The following is a 21,478-nucleotide window of genomic DNA, read 5'->3' on the forward strand; positions in this document are numbered from 1 at the left end:
TCGGCCTGGAGCAACGGAAATGCCCGGCACGTCCTGTGACGTGCCGGGCATTTTGCTGCTCGCGGGCCGGGTCTGGCCTCAGCAACTGGGCAGGAGCGCACAACGGGAGGAGCGCAACTGGGCAGGAGCGCGGCGATAATCCCCTACCGCGGGTCCACCACCACCTTTTGGAAGGCCCCCTGGCCGGTGCCGACGTAAAGGAACAATGTTCCATCACCGGCGATGCCAACAACGGAAGGATTCCCCAATCCCGTAAAGCCATTCCCCAAAGCGGCGAAGGTAGAGAACATGTTCCAGCCTGCCCCCAGGGAAGCCCGTGTCAGGAAGCCCCCGTTGCCGTTGCCCGGGTAGAGCCACAGTGAGCCATCGCTTCCGCGGGCCATGATGTCTTCCCGGCCATCGCCGTTGAAGTCACCGCCCTGCATGACTGAATCGAAAATGTTCCAGCCGGTTCCGATCTGCCGCCATGACTGGAAACCACCGGCTCCGTTGCCCGGGTAGAGCCAAAGATTTCCGTCGGCGGCCCGCGCCACGAGATCGGCTTTGCCGTCGCCCGAAAAGTCGCCCGGTGCCAGCATCTGCGTGAAGCCTTGCCACCCTGTGCCAATCTGTTTGCGGGCCAGGAACTGGCCGCGCCCATCCGTCGGATACAGCCACAACACACCGTCAGAGGTCCGAGCCACAAGGTCCGGGTGGCCATCGCCGTCGAAATCTCCCGCACTGAGAACGGAGGTGAACGCGGCCCACCCAGAACCCACTTGGACCCTTGGCAGGAATCCGCCGGAACCGTTGCCGGGGTAGAGCCACAACACACCATTGGTGCCGCGGGCAAGGATGTCCGCGACACCATCGCCGTCGAAATCTCCTGCCTCCCACACCTGGCTGAACTGGTTCCACCCGGCCCCAATGGCCAGCCGATCGGCAAATCCCGAACCGCTGCCCGGGTAGAGGCGCATGGTTCCTGACGAGGTCGCGGTCAGCACGTCCGACTTCGCATCACCCGTGAAGTCCTGCCCACTCACGATGTCGCCCACCGAATTCCAACCACCCCCGAGGTTGATGCGGGGCACGAAGCCACCCCAGCCGTTTCCGGGGTACAGGTAGAGAGTGCCGTCGCTTGTCCGCGCCAGCAGTCCGGCACCGGCACCGCTAAAGGAGCCGTCGGAAGTGATGCTGGTGAAGCCGTTCCAGCCGGAGCCGATCTGCGACCATGCCCGGAATCCACCTTGGCCGTCGCTTGGGTAGAGCCACAGACTGCCATCGGGCTTGGTGGCCATGAGATCGGGGCGGGCATCGCCGTCGAAATCCCCCACGCCAATGAGGTTTGAGAAGCCCTGCCAACCTGATCCGATCTGCCGCTTGGCCAGGAAACCGCCGCGACCATCGCCCGGATACAGCCACAAGGCACCGTCGCTGGTGCGTGCCAAAATGTCCCCGCGGCCGTCGCCGTCAAAGTCCGAGATACCGGTGATGGCATCAAAGATGTTCCATCCCGAGCCAATCTCACGGGGATTGTTGAGCCTGTTACCGGGCAGTCCTGTGTACAGCATCAGGGAGCCGTCCGCCTCACGGGAGAGGACGTCGGCGAGCTTATCGCCGTCGAAGTCGCCGGCCGAGAACCGAATCTTCGCCGTGAGCTTGGGGTCGGCAAAAATAGTGACCGACGCCGTTGTGGTGGACACCGAATTGATGGTCACCTGAGTGCCGGTATAGGTGGTGAAAGTGCTGCCGGCCTGCCATGCGTGGTTGGTGGCGTACCAAGGTTCCGGGAATGGCTTGGTGGACGGCATGAGGATCAGGGACGAAGCGACCGTGGCTCCGCCGCGTTGGACGATCTTGACGCCCCTGTTTCCTGCTGGCTTGCCGGAGTCGTCCAGGTAGCTGTCATATCCGGCGGCCTGCCGCAGCTCAAGGTAGTAGACCTCTTTGCTGATGGGATCCGTGAACTTGATGGCACGCTGGGCATCCGTTCCACCCCATGGTTTGAGCGTGTAGGTCTTAGCGCCGGTGGCAATCCCCACGTCCCGGATTTCGTCGCCACGACCCAGCCCCGCGTAGTCCCAGAGCGAGCTGCTCACCACGGGCGATTCGAATTGGGCGGCACCCATGATGTCCGTCGTGTCACCGTACTCCCGGATGTAGCACGAAGGATCCGTGAACCGACCGTAACCGTCAACGCCGACGTCGGACGCACCACTGCCGCACTGCAACGCGTCCGCATGCATCAGGCCGATGACATGCCCGAACTCATGGCTCATCACGTTGTTCGTGAACCCGCTGATTTGCGGCAGGAGGACCCGGCCGCTGTAGCTTCCGCTGCTGTATCCGGCGCCCAGGGCGTTTCCGGACAAAGTGGACGTGGGAATGAAAATCACCAGTGCCGTGTACGGGCTGGCCGACCAACCCAGCTCGCTGGTGATGGTGGACATGATGGTGCTGTAGCTATCGGTGGACTTCGCCTTGGACTGGTGACCGGCAACCTTGGTATTCACCGTCATGGACAGTTTGTTGGCCGTCATGGCTTTCCAGTAATTGCTGGACGCAGTGACAGCTTGCTCAGCACTGGTCATGGAGACCGTGTTGCCGTTGTCCGCCAATTTGGCCGTGACCAGCCGTACCCGGATGTCGCCGCTGGGCCCTGCAGCCGCCGCGCCGGAGTCTGGACCTGCGCCCGAGTCGGGGCCGGTATTGAACGGCGTGGCACGCTCGGGGGGATTCTCGAACTCATGCTCCGAGTGCGGCGTACCCTCCACGAACTGGACGTTCGGATTGTCCGGCCCGGGCAACGGCACCGCCGTCGCGGGGGTCTGTACGAAGAACAGGCCGGTAGCAAACACCACCAAGCCTGTAGATAACGCGATTGATCGCCGTAGCGCACCCATTCGATCTCCCTGAGCCGGAGCCTGTGGTTCCTGTGAGTCTCAGCAACCGAGATCAGGCTACAACCGGGTAGTCACCGAGCCCGGCAGGCGGGGCTGTTCACCTGGAAACCCAACCATCCCGGAATGCTAACGGGACCCTAACCGGGCCGAAATACCGTGGCAACATTGCCGCGCCACACTGGAAGAGCCGGCAAGTGCAGGCACAAGCTCCAGCCCAGGAGGCCACCATGTTGAAGGAAGTCACAACACACACAACACGTATACGCGCGATCAGCCAGCTCCATCGGGGAGACGAGATCGAAGCCCGCCTGTCCGTGGGACCCGCCTATGATGACGTGGTTATCCGCCGCGGACGCGTCCAGGAAACTGCGCCGGGCATCGGCGTGGTGTGGATCATGGACCACGCCTCAGGAATGCGGAAAGCCATCAACACCGACGAATGCAGTGTTTGGCGTGTCGCCTGATCCGGCTCGACCCCAAACCCCTCTCAGCCACCAGCCACGGATTGGATGATCAAAACCTCCTGGCCGGCCGCAACTTCAGTATCAAGACCTTTCACACGCCGGATCTCGTCACCGTTAACGTAAATATTCACGAAACGGCGGAGAGCCCCGGTTTCATCACGCAAACGCCTGGCCAGCACCGGATAATCTCCGGTCACCGAGTCCAGCAACTGTCCAACGGTCACAGCCCCGTCGGCGGACGCAGTCAGATAGGACTGTCCGCCGACGAGTGGCTGCAGGACACCAGGCAACACGACCGTATAGTCAGCCATGATGGGCCTAACCAGGCACCGGGGCTTGGTTTTCGGTACCAGGATCCCGCGTCTGCGCTGCTGCCTCCACGAATTGTTCAGTTTCCGCCACCAACGTGGCTTCCGCGGCTGCCAGCGGGATTTCTGCCCCTGCCGGGTTTCCCACCACGACGGCGGCACGCACGCACAGCACGTCCGGCAAGTGCGATGCCACTTCGGTAAACGTCTCGCCCTCGTCTGCGCTGGCATACACGGCGCCTCCGCGGGTTCCGAAGTACACGCCGGTGGGTTCGGCGGTGTCCACGGACGCTGCATCCCGTAGCACGGCGTTGTATTCGTGGTCCGGGAGACCGGTATGCAGCTCTTTCCACGTCCGGCCGGCGTCGTCTGTGCGATGGACGCTGAGCTTGCTGTCCGGCGGGATGCGTTCGCCATCAGCTTTCAACGGAACCACCCACGCCGTGCCCTCGCGCCGAGGATGAGTCAGCATCACGAACCCGAAGTCCGCCGGAAGTCCGTCCGCGATTGAGTCCCAGTTCTCGCCTCCATCGTCGGTGCGATACACGCCGTGATGGTTCTGCGCGTACAAACGGTCCTCGACGGCGGCATCCGCCGCGATCTTGTGAACGCACTGGCCGAACTCCGGGTTGGGATCGGGCATGAAGTAGGCCGAGATTCCCTTGTTGCGCGGCTCCCAGGAGGCGCCGCCGTCGAGCGATCTGTAAACGCCGCCCGTACTCATGGCGATGTGAACCTTCTCCCCGGAAGGATCAACCACTATGGAGTGCGCCGCCGCCCCGCCGTAGCCGGCACCCCACTCACTACGGTGGGGGTGGTCCCAGAGTCCGCGGTTCAGCTCGAAGTGCTCGCCGCCGTCGGTTGATTTCCAAACGGAAATCGGCTCGCACCCGGCCCAGACAACTCCCGGGCGTGATGCGGCGTCGGGGTATATCTGCCAGATGCGCTCCAACGCGGCGTCGGTGCCCTCCGGGAACTTGATGGCGCCGTGCTCGGGCTCGGTCCATGTAGCGCCGAGGTTGTCCGAGTGGGCAACGGTGGGACCCCAATGCTCGGACCGCACACCCACCATGATTCGTGTTTTGCCGTCCCGTGTATCTATCCCGATGCTGGGTATTTCACTCATCAGGAAGTGCGGGCCGGAGAGGGACCATACTTTGCGGTCCGGGCTGCTTGCGAGCCACAGGCCTTTCTTGGTTCCGATCGCGATGACGTAACTCTCTGCGGTAGCCATGAACCCCATCGAACCATCAGGGCGTGCGGGTAGCAACGGTTTTTTGGGCGTATGTGGATAGTCCGAACTTCGGGCAAGAGGGACCCTTACGGTTACAGTGCATCCAAACCCCTGATCGTGACGCGAAAATCAGAAAAACTTTTTCGCCGCTTGTGGTGACCGTTGGATGCTGCAGCGGGAAAACGTGCTTGACTGTGGTTTTGCGGCCAATCGGCCGCCACAACGTACTGGGGGATCAGATGTTTTGCGAGGTCAAAGAGCCATGAGGTCAACAAACAGGATGTTCGCGGTGGTTGGCCGGTAGCAGGACCGAGCCATGATTACAGCCTCTTTGCATGAAGGAGCGATAGTCCTGGACCCGTTCTCCGTAAGGATGGTCCTGGGGATAGTCACGTTGACCCTGATAGTGCTGTCCGCCGCCTCCTCACGGCGAATCCGGTCCACCTCCACCACGTGGTGGCGGGTTGCCCTCCTTCTCTTCTTCGCCGGAAATTTCGCTTTCCTGCTGAACGGAACCTCCTTTCTGGCCTGGGCCAATCCGCCGGGCAAAGCGCTGATCGTGGCCGGTGCGTTCAGCATTTGGGCCGGCGCTCGAGCTCTTCGCGAGCGAAAAGTCAGCGCGTGGCAGATATCGCCGGCACCGCTGATCACCTTCCTTGCATCAGCGATGGACGGTGTCGAATCCAGCCTGTGGTCCGGAGGCTTGATGTATCTGGGAATGACGGCAGCAGGCCTTGGCATGGCCGCAGGAGAGTTGTGGTTGGCGAAGTCCGCCCAGTCCCGGATGACGAAGTTTCTGGCCCTCATCGCCGGACTTACGTCCCTGTACTACTTGGGCCGGGGCGTCACGTTTGTACTGGAAGGGCCGGACGGGAGTTCCTTCCGGACACTTTTCGGCTATGCACCGGCGGCGTTGATGCACCTGATTCTGCTGGTCTCGCTGTCTTTCACCATCAACTCGCTCGGCAACAGCCACCTGATCAAGAGGCTCCGGGAACGTGCCGAACGGGACCATCTGACCGGGCTGCTTAACAGGGGCGCCTTCCTGGGCCTGGCCGAAAAGGAACTGGCAGGCCCGGCTGCCCACCAGAACGCTGCACTGATCCTGGCGGACCTGGACTATTTCAAGGCCGTCAATGATGAACACGGACATGCCGCAGGAGATGCTGCTTTGCGTGCCTTTGCCGAGGCCTGCACCGCGTCAGTAAGGTCAACGGATCTTGTGGGGCGATACGGCGGTGAGGAGTTCATTCTTCTCTTGCCGGGCGCGACGCAACAACGGGCAGAGGCCATCGCCTCGGACATCAGCCGGCGCCTGTCCGCCATGGCAGATCCGGCTGGTTTGCCCTACCCCACGGTCAGCTATGGGGTGACATCCACAGGTGCCAAAGCCGCAGACCTGAATTTCATGATCAGTGTGGCAGACGCGGCGTTATACAGCGCCAAAGCCCAGGGCCGCGACCAGGTGGTGGGTGCGGAATCGGTGGAGCCGCTACCCACGATTCAGCAAAGGCCGTAGCACACGGACATACGAGGACATGGTGTCAGGCCTTACCCGCAACCTGTGTGACGTTATGCCTAGGCTGTGGGTGGTAGCTACACCCGTGAATGACGGACAACGATGACGGAGAACAACGATGACTGAAGCAAATACCGCTGCACGTGCACTACAGCTCAAGGCCCTGCATGAGGCACCGGAAATCCTGAGCGTGGTCAATGTGTGGGATGCCATCAGTGCCCGCACTGTGGCAGACCTGCCTGAAACCAAGGCCATCGCAACCGCCGGGCATTCCATTGCTGCGGCCTTTGGTTACGCCGATGGAACCATGCCGTTGGACGTCGCGCTGGAAGGGGTCAAGCGAATTGTCGACGCCGTGGATCACCCGGTCACTGCTGACCTGGACGATGGCTACGAGAACCCTGCCGAGACCATTCGCAGGGCTATCGCGATCGGCGTGGTTGGCGCGAATGTAGAAGACCGTTTGCGGCCCTTCGACGAGGCCGTGGCCCGTGTTCACGCGATCATTTCGGCCGCCGAGGACGAAGGCATTGTGTTCCAGCTGAACGCCCGCACCGATGCCATTGCCCGTGGCGGCGACCGGCCCATTAAGGACAGCATCGAGGACGCCATCGTCAGGGGACGGGCGTTCCTCGACGCCGGCGCATCGCTGGTTTTCGTGCCCGGAGCCATGACCCGTGAGGTCATCGAGCCGCTGGTTGAGGGCCTCGGGCACGGGAAGCTCTCCGTCATCGGTGCACCTGGCGCCCTTCCGGCAACTGAGCTCCAGGCGCTTGGTGTGGCCCGCGTGTCCTATGGTCCGTTCACCCAGCGGGTGGCCCTGCGTGCCCTCCGGGATCTTGCCTCTGATCTGTACGGCTCGGGCGTGGTCCCTACTGACACCCCGGCGCTGAACTAGCTGATCCTGCCGGTCCCGTCAGAGAAGGCGGGACCGGTCAGCTGCCCGAGCGGGTATCGAACGCAGCCGCCGATTCCCGGAGCAGGCGGGCCACTGTGTCCACCGGCAGGCTCGCTGCCTTTCGCCGGTCGAAACGGCGCAGTGCGATGTGCCGGGTCCCTAAGCCAGGAACATCCAGGATGTCCACGTGATCGTGGACCACGCCCGTCAGAGCCAGGGTGGGCACAATGGCCACCCCCTCACCGGCCGCTACAAGTGCCAGTGCGGTGAGTGTGTCGTGGTACTGGTGAACAGTGTCAATCCGGCTGCCCGTTGAGTGGCGGAGGCGTCCGAGCACTGCTGTGTTTGCTGCCGACGGTTCCACTCCCAGCCACGGCAAGGGCAGGCGACTGAGGTCTATGTTGTCCGTGCCAAGCAGGCTTCCTGCCGGCACCACGAGCTTCCAGGGCTCGTCCAGCAGGGGATCTTCGACCATCCCGGCGGCCATCGGACGCTGCTCTGCCGCCGTCGAATCCTGTTCAATCACTACGGCGTCGAGCTGCCGTTGACGTAGCAGCCGCATCAGCGCGGGGAAACTGTCTTCAACAATCTGGATCTGTAGCTGGGGGTACTGGTTGCGCCATTCCGGAAGTCGCGGGATCACCACTGTGCGCATGAAGCTGGTGAAGCCGCCCACGCGCACCACTCCCGCAATGTTGACTTCGCTTTGCATGCGGGCGCGGGCAACGTTGAGGGCCCGTTCTATCTCTTCCCCTGCCTCCGCCATGGCCAGTCCCGCGGGGGTGAGCACTGAACCTTTGGGGGTCCGCAGGAGTAAGGCCTGACCCGCCTCGTGTTCGAGTTTGCTGAGCTGCTGCGACACTGCGGACGGTGTGATCCGCAGTTCATCGGCGGCAGCAAGAACGCCTCCGGTGCGGGCAACTGCGAGAAGTACGAGCAGCCTGCGGGGGTCCATTTCCATGTTAAGCACTCCTAAACATGGGATTCAGAATAATGCAATTGAACTAAAGGGGTAAGTCCCTCAATATTGACTCACAAGCACGATTCAGTCACGCAGCATCGACCCCCGAATCAAGCCCCCATCCCGGACCTTACGCCGCCTGCCGGCTCTCTCCGGATGCCCAAATCTGAAAGGACTCCCATGGAACTGCTGTTCGAAATTGCCGGTTGGGCCGGCGCTGTGGCAATGCTCGGCGGCTACATGGCGGTCTCCATGGGATGGCTGCAGGCGGGCAGCACTTTCCAAACCGTAAATCTCTTTGGTTCCTGCGCCTTCATCATCAACGGCACACTTCACGGAGCATGGCCCTCAGTGGTGACCAACGTGGCGTGGTTCCTGATTTCAGCTATTGCACTGCTGCGCATGAAGGCCCAGCACCGGGCCTCGGTCACCTCCGACGCTCAGGAAAGTCACCCACTTGCCCCGGACACTGCCGCTCAGGTCATTGTCACGGCTGCTCGCCCGGCAGCCAGCTGCGCCTAGCGGGTTCACCAGGAGTAGCGGGTTGACCAGGGCCAGTTAGTCCACAAACTCCGACTGTGTCTCGATGAAGTCCCAATCCGCACTGGTCAGGACACCACTGACCTTGTCCGGATGGGGCCCTCCGGCTTCTGCAATGTGCCGCAGCACCTGGAGCGGAAGTTCATCGGCCCGCAGGTTTTCGCGCAGCCACTCTTTACTGTCCAGGTGCAGATCGAGCCACCACATGAAGATTTCCATCACGGACCGCCTTTCTTCGGATTAACCGTAGGCCGGGGCGGATGTCTCTACAAGGGCTCAGGGCTGACGTCTTTATCGCAGCCGGATCCGCCAAACACGCTGTTCAAGCACACGCCGCGGAGCAACAATAGGGGTATGGCTGCGGAAGGTTTCAGCGGACGGATTCCCTTGGTTGTGGGCGTACTGCCGGACCAGCATGTGGAAGTACTACAAACTGCCAGGACCTTGGCCGAGCAACTGGGCGTGCCGCTGGTTTGCGCTTATGTGGACGAGGCCAGCTACCTCGTGGAGTGGGATCCTTCGCGTGAGACTCACCGGATGTCCCTTCACCCCGAAAAGGATGACGAGGACGTGGCGGTTATCCGGGATGATCTGGGTAAGGCCATCGCGGAAGCCATGGACGGTGGCACGGCAGATTGGACGTTGCGCTTGCTTGCCGGCGATCCTGCCCGGGCGCTGGGACGCCTGGCCTCTGACATAGATGCCTCAATGATCATTGTTGGCTCTCCCGAGCCTGGCTTGGGACACCGTATTTCCGAGGCTTTGAATGGCTCGGTGGCTGCTTGGCTGAGCCATCACCAGCGGCGTCCGGTGCTGATTGTGCCCCAAAAGAGGAGGCACGAAGCTGCTCATAAAAACTAAAGCGAAAGTACTTATTCGAGGTGGTGGCAAAGGCGTCGCGCGGCACGTAGAGTAATTACTGCAGGACGGCGAAAGCCCCTGCTCAAAGACCGCTCCGGAGTGCGTATCCCCCAATAACGCACTCCGGAGCTCTTTTGTTTAAGCGGCGCCATCTTTAGGCGGCGCCGCGTACCGCCACTACCCACTTTGAATCCGAAACCCCCGCGACACGCCCGTAGCGACGGCGAGTCGCCGGCGAGAAGCCACCAAAAAGGGTCAGGAAGGCACGCGACGGGTGACCACCGACGCCGGGACGGCCGGGACGCGCTGCCTCTTGGCATATACCCGGGCCCGTTGGCTGGACAACGCCAGGAGCACCAGGATGTCAGTGGCCACACCGAAAAGTCCGGCTTCGAGGGTGATGTTGGTGCTTCCGGTGAAGTAGTCAACGGCTTGGACCACCACGGAGACAGAACTGAGGCCCATCGCGATCACCCTTGCCCCGTTGCTGCCCAGGAAAATCCGCCAGGCAAGGAAAACTTCCCCCAGCCCGAAGATCAGCACTACCACGGCAACAAAGGTGACAACCGTCGTCGTGGTTTGCGGGTCAAGGGGGTCGCCGTCGGTGGTGATGTCCGAGAAAACATCGGAAGAGGTCACCAGTGTCAGCGCCAGGATAAAGGCCGCGATGGACCTGGCCACCACCAACGCGGCGCCCACCATGGTGGGCGCCGGCCGTCTGTCGCGGCTGTCCGTGGGGCGGGATGGCTGGTGGGCCGGGACCTGCACGCGTCGCGCGTCCACGATGGGGAGGTCGCCGTCGGTGGAAATCGAATCCCCGCCTCCGTTCCTGGAGTGGTAGCCGGTGGAGAAGTCCTCAATCACCTGCACCGTGACGCGTGGATCAGCGGCGGTAACGCTGGAAATGATGTGGTCCCGCTCAACGTCGGTGTTCTGCTCGATCTTGTGCGTAATTTGCAGGGTGAAGAGTGAGAACCCGACGCTGCGGTCGTAGGTGCCGGCAGCCAGCCAGTCCACTTTGTGCCCGCCGGGCAGCAGCCAGCCTTCGGGGCATCGCCAGAAACGGACGTGGTGGCGTTTGCCTGGGTTGTTGTCCACTTCCTGCTGATAGGCGAAGTCCTGCTGCCGGTCGAAGAGGTAGAGCGGGCTGACCGGGGCTTCGGAGTAACTCCGGCGGAAGATGGTGGAGCTGATGATGCGGCGGCTGCTTTTGAGCGTCACTTGGTCCGCTTGAGTCCAGCCGGCCGCGCGCATGATGGCGTGGAGTTGCGGCTCGTCGCCCAGCAACGCGACGTTTACGGGATCTCCCAGTAATCCGTCGCTGGTCCGGGCGCGGCCGATGAAGTAGCCGGGAACGTAGATGGTGGTGAGGATGCGGTGCAGGCGAGGGAGGAGGAGATACGCGAGGAACGCCCAAAAGAAGAAGTAGAACCACACCTGGCCCCACCCCAAATGGAAGCTCTCCCCCACCAGCAGGAACGCCAACCACACCGCAGCGGCGCCACCAAGGATGAAGAAGGCGTGGTCCAGCCGGGAATCGGTCACATCCTTGGCCGCTGCCTTGTACATATAGCTCCCCCTTGTGGCCCCTTAAGCTTCGGGCTTCGAATGCAGCTTGTACAGGCTTACGTGAGCAACTTCGGCACGTGGAGTTGTCCGTTGCTGATGAGCCATTGCAGGGACTCGCGAATGGCCTGCTCGGGCTCGTATCCGGGCGCGTACCCGATGAGGGAGGCGGCTTTGTGGATACTCATGCAGTGGTTGCGGGAAAGGTGGGCCCAGCTGGAATCGGCAAATTCGGGAGTGGTGATTCGTCGGAATTCTTCCCAGCTCACGGTCTCCATGTGCGGATCCTGCCCGAACCAGGACGCGGCGATGCGCACGTAGCCACGAACCGTCAGGGCTGTGGGAGCAACAATGGTGAAGTCTTCCCCGGCTGCAGCGTCGCGGTTGAGGATGGCTTTCTCAAAGGCCTGCGCCACGTCGTCGGCGTGCACGTGATGCATCAGCTCGGTACCGCTTCCGGGGACCTTGAGTGTCTGCCCGGAAGCAATCACGGGCCACACGCCTGGATCCAGGTTGCCCAGTGGCCCGATCGGGAACCAGCCGGGTCCCACGATGTGGCCGGGGTGGATGGATGTTGTGGCCAGACCCCCTGAAGCGGTCTCCTCTTTGAGCATTCGGGCGATGTCGCGTTTCCGGATTCCGTAATCGTCAGTTGGTTCTGCGGCCGAGGGTTCGCCAGCCGAATCCGATCCTTCGGTGATGGGCAATTTCAAGCTGACACCGTGGCGCCAGATCGACCCGCAGTGCAGCAGATGCGCTGTCTCGCCGCGCAGCCGGTTCACCAGCGCAGTGGCTGACTCCAGCGTGAAGCAAATGAGGTCAACCACGACGTCGGCACCCAGTCCCGCTATCCGGTCACCAAAGACGCCCTCAAGTTCCTCGTGCTCGCGGTCCGCTGTAACCTGGCGGACCTGCTGCCATTCGGGGACGTCGGCATGGGGTGGTCGGCTTCCGCGGCTGATGTTGATGACCTCGTACCCGGCACGCACAAGCCTGGGCACCAGGAAGGACCCGATATGGCCGCTGCCGCCGATCACGACGATTTTCATGGGTGCTCCGATCTCCACGAGTCACGCTACTGGCTTGCGGGGGTAACCGATAGGCCCGCGCGCCCAAGGTCAACTCGGCACATAATAACGAGACTTACTTGTTCCTTGGTTAGACAAACGGCAGGCTCCCGCGACTAGCATGAATAGTCCGGGCAAGCCCGGGTACGTGACCTCTTGAACGACCCCCTCGGAAGGTCGGCGTTGACGCGGCGACCACGTAAAGGAGACAACTGTGCGGGAGCCTGCAGTCAGCGAGAGCGTGTCAGAAATCAGCGAAACTCCGGAAGAAAATGCGGAGGAGACGCCACAGGAAACGCCCGATGAAACCGCAAGCGAACCGGCGGAAATCACGTTTGACGAGCAGTTCTACCCTGCCCGTCCCAAAGCGCTGCGCCCCATTGCCCGGCGTCGGCAGTTCTTTGCCGCCCGGCCCTCCTTGGAATTCGACGGCTTGAACTCCACGTACGTGGATTGGCTCCGGAACCAGTCCATGCTGGGTGACGCCAACACCATGGCCCGGCAGTTGTCCGGGCAGGCCAGCATGTGGCAGAACTCGTATGCCAGGCCCAACCCACGCGCAGCTGTTGAGCGTGCACCTGTGTGGTTCACTGCCTATCCACTGTCTTTCATAACCAAGGACGGCCAGTCCTTCCTTTCTGCGCTGGGTGACCCAGCGCTTTGGGACGCGTTCAGCCAGATCGGCATCAGGGGCCTGCACACGGGACCGGTGAAGCTGGCCGGCGGCATCCGCGGATGGTCGCAAACACCCAGCGTGGACGGCCACTTCGACCGGATCAGCATGGCGATCGATCCCGCCTTCGGCACGGAGGAAGAGTTCCGGCAGATGTGCGAGGTAGCCAACCAGCACGGCGGCACCGTCATTGACGACATCGTCCCGGGGCACACCGGCAAGGGAGCGGACTTCCGCCTCGCCGAAATGAACTTCCGGGATTACCCCGGCATCTATCACATGGTGGACATCCCGGAGGAGGACTGGCACTTGCTGCCGGACGTCCCCGAGGGCGAAGATTCGGTGAACATCAGCCCCGCGGCTGAGGAAGCGCTGCAAAAGGCCGGCTACATCATCGGGCGACTGCAGCGGGTTATCTTCTACGAGCCCGGCGTCAAGGAAACCAACTGGAGCGCCACCAAGCCCATCATCGACACCACGGGCAAGAAACGCCGCTGGGTTTATCTCCACTACTTCAAGGCCGGTCAGCCTTCCATTAACTGGCTGGACCCCACCTTCGCCGGCATGCGCCTGGTGGTTGGCGACGCCCTGCACTCCTTGCTGGACCTCGGGACCGGAGCGCTCCGGCTGGATGCCAACGGTTTCCTGGGTGTGGAGAAGAGCGCCGAGGAAGAACCGGGCTGGTCCGAGGGTCACCCGTTGTCCGAGGCAGCCAACCAGTTGATTGGTTCCATGATCCGCAAGGTGGGCGGGTTCTCCTTCCAAGAGCTCAACCTCACTATCGATGACATCAAGTCGCAGTCCGAGTCCGGCCCGGACCTGTCTTACGACTTCATCACCAGGCCCGCCTACCACTACGCCCTGGTCATCGGAGATACCGAGTTCCTGCGCCTCACCTTGCGGCTGTCCATGGAGATCGGCGTGGACCAGGCATCGCTGGTTCACGCCCTGCAGAACCACGATGAACTGACCTATGAGTTGCTCCACTTCGCTGCCGGGCACAGGGATGAAGTCTTTGAACTTGCCGGCGAGGAGCTCACCGGTGCCGAGGTGGCCGAGAAGGTCCAGACCACCATGCGTGAACGGCTCACGGGTGAGAACGGGCCCTACAACGCGGTCTTCACCACCAACGGCATCGCCTGCACCACCGTCAGCTTCATCATGGCCGCCCTCGGGATCAAGGACCCGGATGCCATCACCAAGGAGCAGGAAGCGCAGGTCCTGGACGCCCACGTGCTCTTGTCCATGTACAACGCGTTGCAGCCGGGTGTGTTCGCGCTCTCCGGTTGGGACCTCACAGGCATCACAGCGCTGGACCGCGAAACCGTCAAGGAACTCACCTCGCAGGGTGACACCCGGTGGATCAACCGTGGCGCGCACGACCTCATGGGGACCAGCCCGGACGCCAAGACCTCCCTGGCCGGTATGGCGCGTGCCCGGAGCCTGTACGGTTCCCTCCCTGAGCAGCTGAAGGACCCGAACTCCTATGCGCGGCGCCTCCAGCAGATCCTTACGGTGCGGGAAGAATCAGGCATCGCCACCAGCACGCTCCTTGATGTGCCCGACGTTTCCAACCGCGGCTTGCTGGTGTTGGTCAATCAGCTCGCGGATGGGGCACTGCAGGTGACGGTCCTGAACTTCTCTGACCAGGACATCGCCGGCAGCATCCAGTCCCCGCACCTTGTTCCGGGAGCTACAGTCCATGATTTGTTCTCCGCTGAAGAAGAAGTGGCCCAGGTGGATGATCTGTGCAGCTTCTTCCTCGAGTTGCCCGCCTTCCAGGGCACGGCACTGCTGCTGAAGGACCCGGTAGTGGAGGACGAGGCTACCGAATAGAACGCACGACGTCGGCACTTACGGTGAGTGCCGACGTCGCGGTTTGGTGCTATCCGCCTACGTTGGGAACCTTTCCGGGGTAAGCACGTACCTCTTCCATATAGACGAGCGGGCGGCCGTCGGCGCACTCTCCCACGTCCTTGGAATTCACTTCCAGGCCCCCAAAGGAGATGACATCTCCGGTGCTGAAGACTGTTCCGTCGGGCATCACCAACCCGGTGTCCGTGACCTTCGTGCCAGTCGGAAAGAGGAAGCCGTTGCCGATGCAACCTTTATTGTCCGCCTCAAGTTTCAGTATCCGGAGAACATCGGGGCGCATGTAAATACCCTCGGAAATCACACCGTCAATTTCGGTCGTGGAAACGGCCAACTTACCTGAGCCCCCCGTGACGATGTCGGCTTCCACCGTAGGGGTCGGGGAGCCCGTAATTTCGGGGAGCGGCAGCGCACTGGAGGAGCCTGTTTCCGGCGCGGGATCCAGCTGGGTAGCGGCTGGCGCCGTTTGTTCCGTGGGCGGGGCCGTCATTGCGGACGTCACCACTACCCCGGCAACAATGGCTGCAGCCGCCGCCAATCCGAATCCTGCTGCCAACCGTACCCGGCGTCCGGGATGCTGTTGATGGAAATCTGCAACCGACCCACCCACGGTGATGTGCTCGGCATCAGTGTCCATGACAGCCAGGCTCTTCTCGCGGCTGCGGGCCAACTCTTCTTCGGTAACCGCGGAAGCCGGATCAGCTGCGGTCAGGCGATCCATGGTGGATTTTTCCTTGCTACTCATCGCTGCACATCCTCTGTGGCTTGATCCTCCCGAATCAGATTGCTGAGTTGCTTCCGTGCTCTGTGCAGCCGCATTCTGACGGCCGTGGCGGAAATGTCGAGCAGACCTGACACCTCGGCGGAGGTGAACCCGTCCCAGTACGTCAGGAGGAGAACCTCGCGTTCCTCCGGCTTGAGCCGATCCAGTGCGTCGGCCACCATTCCGTCGTCGGAGCCCAGCCCGCGCGTTCTCTGACGTTCCAGTTGTTGTGTGAGATTGATGGAGCGAACGGCCGAACGGTGATGGTTGCGGAGGACATTCCGGGCGATCCCGAACACCACTAACTCAGACAATTCTTGGCCCTGACGGCATTTTTCCCACACGATGCGGAAGACGTCGGCGGTAAGGTCTTCGGCTGCGGGCGTCCCCTCCGTTCGACGCCGGAAGTACCGGTACACCTTGTCGTGGCACGCCGCATGCGTCGCCAGAAAATGCTTCTGCCCGGCAGACTCCACGCGATCCCCCTGCTCCGTTTGCACCCTCATATCCAGTTAATGTCCGGCAGTCAGGAAAATGTAACCCAACTTTCAGGAACGACACGGAAAGCCCGCCGTCGGCACTCGCGGTGAGTGCCGACGTCGGGCTTGAGGGTTGAACGCTGCGGGTTAGTCGCCCACGGCGTCGCGACCGCGGCGAAGGATGAGCGGATCGGCGTCGTAGACAACCGAGGTGTCCTTGTCCGCGTAGTCGAACTGATTGAGGAAGTAGCGCATGGCGTTGATGCGGGCGCGTTTCTTGTCGTTGGATTTGATGGTGATCCACGGCGCGTGATCGGAGTCCGTGTACAGGAATGTACGCTCCTTGGCGTCCGTGTACTCGTCCCAGCGATCCAGCGATGCCAGGTCCATGGGCGAGAGCTTCCAACGGCGGACGGGGTCGATCTGGCGGATGGCGAAGCGGGTTCGCTGCTCCTGACGGGTCACGGAGAACCAGAACTTGGTGACGTGGATGCCGGCGTCCACCAGCATCTTTTCGAACACCGGGGCCTGGCCCATGAAGGTGTCGTATTCGTCGTCGGTGCAGAAGCCCATGACGCGTTCCACGTTGGCGCGGTTGTACCAGGAGCGGTCGAACATGACGATCTCGCCTGCGGTGGGAAGGTGTTGGATGTAGCGCTGGAAGTACCACTGGCCTTGCTCGCGGTCGGAGGGCTTGGCGAGCGCCACGGTGCGGGCGGACCGTGGATCCAAGTGCTCGGTGAAGCGTTTGATGGTGCCGCCTTTACCGGCAGCGTCGCGTCCCTCGAAAACAATCACGTGCTTGAGCCCGAGGTCCTGACCCCAGTATTGGAACTTCAACAGCTCGATCTGCAGCCGATACTTCTCAATCTCGTACTCATCGCGGGTCATCCGCCGCTCATAGGGATAATCCTCGTTCCACGTCTCCACCGCCGATCCGCCGGGATCGATCAGGTCCGGGTCCTCCCCTTGCCCTCCGCTGATGGTGTAGCCCAATTCCACCAAATGGTCGATGGTTTCACGCAGGTTGTCCCTGATCCACCAATCGTCCAGTGATGTGGATGGTGGGGTTGCCTCCGTCATGCGGTCCTCCTGGTCTGTAAGCCTGCCCGGCCTGCGGGTTGAGCGGCAGCGTAGCAAGGCTTGGTGACGGGAACATGAACAGGCTATGCAGCGGTCAGCCGTGGTTGCGGCGGGCCTCCACCTGCGTGAAGAGCAGCCAGCTTAGCCAGACGCCCAGAAGGATCGCCGCGCCGGGCAGCAAGTCCAACGGTGCGATTTCGCGCCCGGCGGGGAGAATACCGAACCCGAGCCCTACAGCGCCCGCCACAACCACCAAGCTGATGGCATCCGAAGCCACGTCAAGTGACCGGCGCCGTATCAGTTTGACCGCCAGCCCTCCGGCCATGATCACCACGATTGCCACACCCATTCCCAACGGGTAGGCGCTGAAGCCCGGCACGAAGTCCTGGGATGCGGCCCACACCATGAAGGTCAGCAGACCTGCGAAAAGTGCAAGTGAAGTGATGAGCGAGGCAGCGGTGGTCATCACCGTCATCCGCCGGTCCTTGTCATGGCGTTTCCGGGGAATGTAGTCCCAAGCGCCACGGGTCAGCTTGGAACTAATCCACCCCGCGATCACCACCAGGACCAGCGGGACCAGGATGGGCGTGACGTAGTTGTTGCTGACCGCCCAAAAGAAGGCCAGAAGTGCCGTGTAGACCTGCGGGGTGGCAACAATTCCCAGCCACCAGCCCGTCAGGTACTCATTACGGGCTTCGGGGAGGTCCAGGGGATGGACAAGGTACTGGGTTTTCGGGTCCGGTAGTTGGACCTTTTCTTCGATGGGATTCATGACGCCCTCCACGGGACCTGCTCGATGTATGGCGGGCGAAGACCCGCTCTGGCGATTTCGTAGACCTTCTGGCGCGCCACACCGAGCTCACCGGCTACGGTTACCGCGCTGTATTCGTCCAGGAGTTCGGCGACTGCTGCCGATCTGACTCCGGACGCCCTGGAGTTCAAATGCGCTGCGAAAATGCTGACTTCGGCTGCGAGGAGAGCGACGGCGAGAGGCCCGCCGAACGGCTCTGCCCAGCCCGGTTTGCCCTCGGCTGCAGCCGAATAGAGGGCATCCCCGCCATCAGCGATGACCGCGCTGACTTGTTCCGGGGTAATGCCGCGTTCTGTGAATCGTTTGGCCGCCGCCTCCCTGGAGCCATCACCAGGGGGTCGGTGAGTAAGGATTTTGTGCCATGGTGAATCCCGCGCAACGGGCGTGTCACCCCGGGGTTGACTGCTCATGCATCCCATGGTGCGCCGCACCAGGCCGAAGTGTCAACCCTAGGGTGACAAAACTAATCTGTCGGGGCTGCCCGGAGGGCGGCTGTCCGGACGTCAATCCAGTAGCGACGGAAAGCGGTCCCGTCATCATCCATCCGCACATCCTCGAGCAAGCCGCCGCAACGCTCGATCGTCTTGACCGAGGCCACATTGTTGTCATCGCATGTCAGGAGAACGCGATCCAACTCCCCCCGCGCAGCCACGAGGCCGCACATCTCACGCAGAGCCCAGGAAGCCGCTCCCCGTCCACGATCGGACGGCCGGACTCCGTAGCCAATGTGCCCACCGGAGTTCAGGAGGGCTGGGGTGAGGTGATGACGGAACGCGATGGAGCCTACGTAGCGCGAGTCCTCCGTGATCCAGAGATAGGTGCATGGAACCATGCCGTCCTTCTCCGGGGTGTTTTCAGCGTCCAGCAGCCTGGCAACCCATTCCTCGAATCCTTCGGGGGTGGTGACGTCGTCAGCCATGAAGACGGCGGCACCGTCCTGATGGGCCCCGGCCCACTCTTGGTGGGACTCGAGGAACGAGTGGTAAAAGGACGTATCAGGGGCAACCAGGGTGAACATGGACCGACCCTATCGCGGGCGCCCTTTCCCTGGTTGTCATATCGGGCTGCTAGGTCGAAGGGTTCGCTCGCGGCAGCTTCCTGCCCCGCACAGCTGCGTGCGTCTTCTGGAGTGCAGCAATTGATGCGTCGTAGGAGTGCTGGGCGACCCCCACGAAGAGGCAGTCAACGATCATCATCTGCGCAATCCGGCTACCCATGGCCCCCGGGCGGAAAGGAGTCTCGCGGGCGGCCGTGCTCAGCACAACGTCGGCCGCCCTGCCCAGTGGCGAATCAGCATGGTTGGTGATGGCGATGGTGACGGCTCCCGCCGCCTTGCCTGCCTTCAAGAAATCGATGGTGTCCAGCGTGGCTCCCGAGTGGGAGATGGCGACAGCAACGCCGTCGGCATCCAGGAGGGCTGCGGAAGCCAGGGCGGCATGCGGATCTCCCCAGCTGAAGGAGGTGAGTCCTATCCGGTGCAATTTCTGCTGCATGTCCTGGCCCACCAAACCGCCTGCCCCCACGCCGAAGATGTCGATCTTCCGGGAAGTGGACACTGCACTCACCGCCCTGGCCAGCTGGTCCACGTCCAACACTTGCGCGGTATCGGCGATGGACATTGTTTCGTTGAACGCAATTTTGGAGACGATGTCCTGCAAAGAGTCTGCGGTGTTGATGTCCTCGTAGACCTCCGCCGGCACGCCATGGGCCACACTCTCGCGAGCAGTTTCGCGGGCAAGGTCCAAGCGAAGATCGGAGTAGCCGCCGTAGCCCACCTTTTTGTAGAAACGCACCACTGACGTGGTGGACGTCCCGCATTCCTCGGCCAGATCCCCGATGGACATGGTGGCAGCCCGCGATGGGTCCGAGAGAACCAGCTCGGCCACGGCCCGTTCCGAGGGGCGCAACCCCGGCATGACAGACCGTATTCGCACCAAAACGGTGCGGGACAACTGCGCGTTCCCCGGCGCTTCCACCATGGTTTCCTTTCGAGTCCTTTGAGCCCAATCCAAGGCCACCAGTGCCTTGTCATTAAGTTACACAAGCATCGCTAGGAAGGTAAGTCATTGACGCAGTGCGGGCAAGCGAATACGGTCGGTGTAAGTAAAATCACAAAACTTGTCATGCTACTCGCTCCCCTCGAAAGGCTCTTTCATGGCACTGGATCGTAGAAAACTGCTTCATGCATCGGGGCTGGCGGCAGCTGCCGCCGTCGTCGCACCTTTTGCTCCTGGTGCGGCCGCCAACAACCCCAACGCACAGAACCGGCCGGGAAAACCGGGAGTACTTGTCAACGGTGCCGATGTAGCCGCCGCCGATAACTGGAGCATTTTCGCGGGGCGCAAGGTAGGCATCATCACCAATCCCACCGGCGTCTTGGCAAACTTCCGCTCGATCGTGGATGACATGGCGGCCAAAGGCGTGGACGTCAGGGCAGTTTTCGGGCCCGAGCATGGCTTCCGGGGGACCGCGCAGGACGGCGCCAGCGAAGGAACATCCGTGGACCCGCGGACCGGCATCACGGTCTACGACTCCTACGGCGCCAACGTTGCCGCTTATGTGGGCTTCTTCAAAGCCTCCGGCGTGGACACCATATGCTTCGACATTCAAGACGTCGGCGCCCGCTTTTACACCTACATCTGGACCATGTGGGGTGCCATGCAGGCGGCGTCCCAAACCGGAGCCACGTTTGTTGTCCTGGACCGCCCCAACCCCATCGGCGGCCAGGCCCGCGGACCGGTGCTTCAGAAGGGCTTCGAGTCCGGCGTTGGCCAGCTGGGCATTGCGCTCCAGCATGGGATGACCGTGGGCGAGCTCGCCAAATACTTTAACGCGGTTCATCTTCCCGCCGCGGGCCTCACACCCATCCAAGACCTTCAGGTGGTGGAGGTCCAGGGATGGCGGCGCGACATGACCGGGCCGGACAACCGGGCAGCGTGGATCCTGCCAAGCCCCAACATGCCCACACCAGAAACCGCCACCCTGTACCCCGGCACTGCACTGTTCGAGGCCACCAACATGTCAGAGGGGCGCGGCACAACCCGGCCCTTCGAACTCATCGGCGCGCCCTACGTGGACTACCGCTGGGCCGAGGCACTGAACAGCAAGGGTCTTGCGGGCGTCACGTTCCGTGAGGCGTATTTCCAGCCAACACTTTCCAAAAACCAAGGCGTCATCTGTGGGGGCGTGCAGGTTCACATCACCGATCCCACCCGCGTCGAAGCCCTGGAAGTGGGCACCCATATGTTGGTCGAAGCCAAGCGCCTGTACCCCGGCTTTGGGTGGCGAGGCGACGGCGGACGCTGGATGGGCTTGCTGAGCGGCTCGGCCCGCTTTGCCCAACAGCTCGACGCCGGTGCTGACGCCAGGACCATCATGGACAGCTGGCGGTCCGAACTGGACCAGTTCGTGCGCGACACCCGCGGGTACCTCCTCTACAACGGCAAGCGCTAATGGCACCGGCAAACCTCAACCACAACAAGGACGATGGGATTGGG

At 62.2% G+C, this 21,478-nt stretch carries 21 protein-coding genes; 7 read left to right on the plus strand and 14 right to left on the minus strand.

Annotated features, from left to right (window positions below; all coding sequences use genetic code 11):
- Positions 1-143: 143 nt before the first annotated feature.
- Positions 144-2,882 carry an FG-GAP repeat domain-containing protein gene (locus LDN70_RS20345; RefSeq protein WP_223941248.1) on the minus strand — a complete coding sequence of 913 codons (2,739 nt, stop codon included), beginning with the start codon at positions 2,880-2,882 and terminating at the stop codon, positions 144-146.
- A 227-nt stretch (positions 2,883-3,109) separates the two neighbouring features.
- Between LDN70_RS20345 and LDN70_RS20350 the strand changes: the two genes are divergently transcribed.
- On the plus strand, positions 3,110-3,346 hold the full coding sequence (locus LDN70_RS20350) for a hypothetical protein (protein ID WP_024818712.1): 237 nt from the start codon (positions 3,110-3,112) through the stop codon (positions 3,344-3,346).
- A 23-nt stretch (positions 3,347-3,369) separates the two neighbouring features.
- Here LDN70_RS20350 and LDN70_RS20355 read toward each other — a convergent pair whose 3' ends face one another.
- Positions 3,370-3,657 carry a MoaD/ThiS family protein gene (locus tag LDN70_RS20355; RefSeq protein WP_166841915.1) on the minus strand — a complete coding sequence of 96 codons (288 nt, stop codon included), beginning with the start codon at positions 3,655-3,657 and terminating at the stop codon, positions 3,370-3,372.
- A 7-nt stretch (positions 3,658-3,664) separates the two neighbouring features.
- The gene (locus LDN70_RS20360) at positions 3,665-4,897 is read right to left on the minus strand and encodes a WD40/YVTN/BNR-like repeat-containing protein (RefSeq protein ID WP_223941249.1); all 1,233 of its coding nucleotides are present in this window, start codon (positions 4,895-4,897) and stop codon (positions 3,665-3,667) included.
- Positions 4,898-5,204: 307 nt separating this feature from the next.
- Here LDN70_RS20360 and LDN70_RS20365 point away from each other — a divergent pair, with 307 nt between their 5' ends.
- Both LDN70_RS20365 and LDN70_RS20370 read left to right on the plus strand, forming a co-directional pair.
- Positions 5,205-6,407, plus strand: a complete 1,203-nt coding sequence (locus LDN70_RS20365; protein WP_223941250.1) for a GGDEF domain-containing protein — start codon at positions 5,205-5,207, stop codon at positions 6,405-6,407.
- A gap of 118 nt (positions 6,408-6,525) precedes the next feature.
- Positions 6,526-7,305, plus strand: a complete 780-nt coding sequence (locus LDN70_RS20370) for an isocitrate lyase/PEP mutase family protein (RefSeq protein ID WP_223941251.1) — start codon at positions 6,526-6,528, stop codon at positions 7,303-7,305.
- Between the two features lie 37 nt (positions 7,306-7,342).
- On the opposite strand, the gene LDN70_RS20375 is transcribed toward LDN70_RS20370, so the two are convergent.
- On the minus strand, positions 7,343-8,266 hold the full coding sequence (locus LDN70_RS20375; RefSeq protein WP_142937417.1) for a LysR family transcriptional regulator: 924 nt from the start codon (positions 8,264-8,266) through the stop codon (positions 7,343-7,345).
- Between the two features lie 180 nt (positions 8,267-8,446).
- Here LDN70_RS20375 and LDN70_RS20380 point away from each other — a divergent pair, with 180 nt between their 5' ends.
- A complete protein-coding gene (locus tag LDN70_RS20380) occupies positions 8,447-8,788 on the plus strand; it encodes a CBU_0592 family membrane protein (protein ID WP_223941252.1) in 342 nt (113 codons plus the stop codon).
- Positions 8,789-8,824: 36 nt separating this feature from the next.
- Here the strand turns inward: LDN70_RS20380 and LDN70_RS20385 are convergent, their stop codons facing one another.
- Entirely contained in the window at positions 8,825-9,025 is a 201-nt protein-coding gene (locus LDN70_RS20385) for a hypothetical protein (RefSeq protein WP_223942698.1), read from the minus strand.
- Positions 9,026-9,160: 135 nt separating this feature from the next.
- Between LDN70_RS20385 and LDN70_RS20390 the strand changes: the two genes are divergently transcribed.
- Positions 9,161-9,667, plus strand: coding sequence for a universal stress protein (locus LDN70_RS20390; RefSeq protein WP_142937415.1), 507 nt, complete (start codon positions 9,161-9,163; stop codon positions 9,665-9,667).
- A gap of 255 nt (positions 9,668-9,922) precedes the next feature.
- Here the strand turns inward: LDN70_RS20390 and LDN70_RS20395 are convergent, their stop codons facing one another.
- On the minus strand, positions 9,923-11,236 hold the full coding sequence (locus LDN70_RS20395; protein WP_223941253.1) for an LssY C-terminal domain-containing protein: 1,314 nt from the start codon (positions 11,234-11,236) through the stop codon (positions 9,923-9,925).
- Between the two features lie 56 nt (positions 11,237-11,292).
- Positions 11,293-12,282, minus strand: coding sequence for an NAD-dependent epimerase/dehydratase family protein (locus LDN70_RS20400; RefSeq protein WP_223942699.1), 990 nt, complete (start codon positions 12,280-12,282; stop codon positions 11,293-11,295).
- Positions 12,283-12,514: 232 nt separating this feature from the next.
- Between LDN70_RS20400 and treS the strand changes: the two genes are divergently transcribed.
- Positions 12,515-14,809, plus strand: a complete 2,295-nt coding sequence (gene treS / locus LDN70_RS20405; RefSeq protein ID WP_223941254.1) for a maltose alpha-D-glucosyltransferase — start codon at positions 12,515-12,517, stop codon at positions 14,807-14,809.
- Between the two features lie 49 nt (positions 14,810-14,858).
- Here the strand turns inward: treS and LDN70_RS20410 are convergent, their stop codons facing one another.
- The 7 genes from LDN70_RS20410 to LDN70_RS20440 form a co-directional block, all read right to left on the minus strand.
- A complete protein-coding gene (locus tag LDN70_RS20410) occupies positions 14,859-15,590 on the minus strand; it encodes a hypothetical protein (protein ID WP_223941255.1) in 732 nt (243 codons plus the stop codon).
- Entirely contained in the window at positions 15,587-16,114 is a 528-nt protein-coding gene (locus tag LDN70_RS20415; RefSeq protein ID WP_223941256.1) for an RNA polymerase sigma factor, read from the minus strand. The genes LDN70_RS20410 and LDN70_RS20415 overlap by 4 nt, the downstream gene beginning before the upstream one ends.
- A gap of 120 nt (positions 16,115-16,234) precedes the next feature.
- A complete protein-coding gene (ppk2, locus tag LDN70_RS20420; RefSeq protein WP_223941257.1) occupies positions 16,235-17,170 on the minus strand; it encodes a polyphosphate kinase 2 in 936 nt (311 codons plus the stop codon).
- A 94-nt stretch (positions 17,171-17,264) separates the two neighbouring features.
- Positions 17,265-17,942 (minus strand): hypothetical protein, encoded by a 678-nt coding sequence (locus tag LDN70_RS20425; protein ID WP_166841923.1) that lies wholly within the window; start codon positions 17,940-17,942, stop codon positions 17,265-17,267.
- Positions 17,939-18,391: a hypothetical protein gene (locus LDN70_RS20430; RefSeq protein ID WP_166841924.1), complete on the minus strand. Its 453-nt coding sequence runs from the start codon at positions 18,389-18,391 to the stop codon at positions 17,939-17,941. The genes LDN70_RS20425 and LDN70_RS20430 overlap by 4 nt, the downstream gene beginning before the upstream one ends.
- A gap of 53 nt (positions 18,392-18,444) precedes the next feature.
- Positions 18,445-18,999: a GNAT family N-acetyltransferase gene (locus LDN70_RS20435; RefSeq protein ID WP_223941258.1), complete on the minus strand. Its 555-nt coding sequence runs from the start codon at positions 18,997-18,999 to the stop codon at positions 18,445-18,447.
- 49 nt (positions 19,000-19,048) lie between these two features.
- Positions 19,049-19,960, minus strand: coding sequence for a MurR/RpiR family transcriptional regulator (locus tag LDN70_RS20440; RefSeq protein WP_223941259.1), 912 nt, complete (start codon positions 19,958-19,960; stop codon positions 19,049-19,051).
- A 175-nt stretch (positions 19,961-20,135) separates the two neighbouring features.
- Between LDN70_RS20440 and LDN70_RS20445 the strand changes: the two genes are divergently transcribed.
- Positions 20,136-21,434, plus strand: a complete 1,299-nt coding sequence (locus tag LDN70_RS20445) for an exo-beta-N-acetylmuramidase NamZ family protein (protein ID WP_142937406.1) — start codon at positions 20,136-20,138, stop codon at positions 21,432-21,434.
- The last annotated feature ends 44 nt before the right edge of the window (positions 21,435-21,478 follow it).

Origin of the sequence: Arthrobacter sp. StoSoilB22 (assembly GCF_019977315.1) — a bacterium.
Classification (GTDB): Bacteria; Actinomycetota; Actinomycetes; order Actinomycetales; family Micrococcaceae; genus Arthrobacter.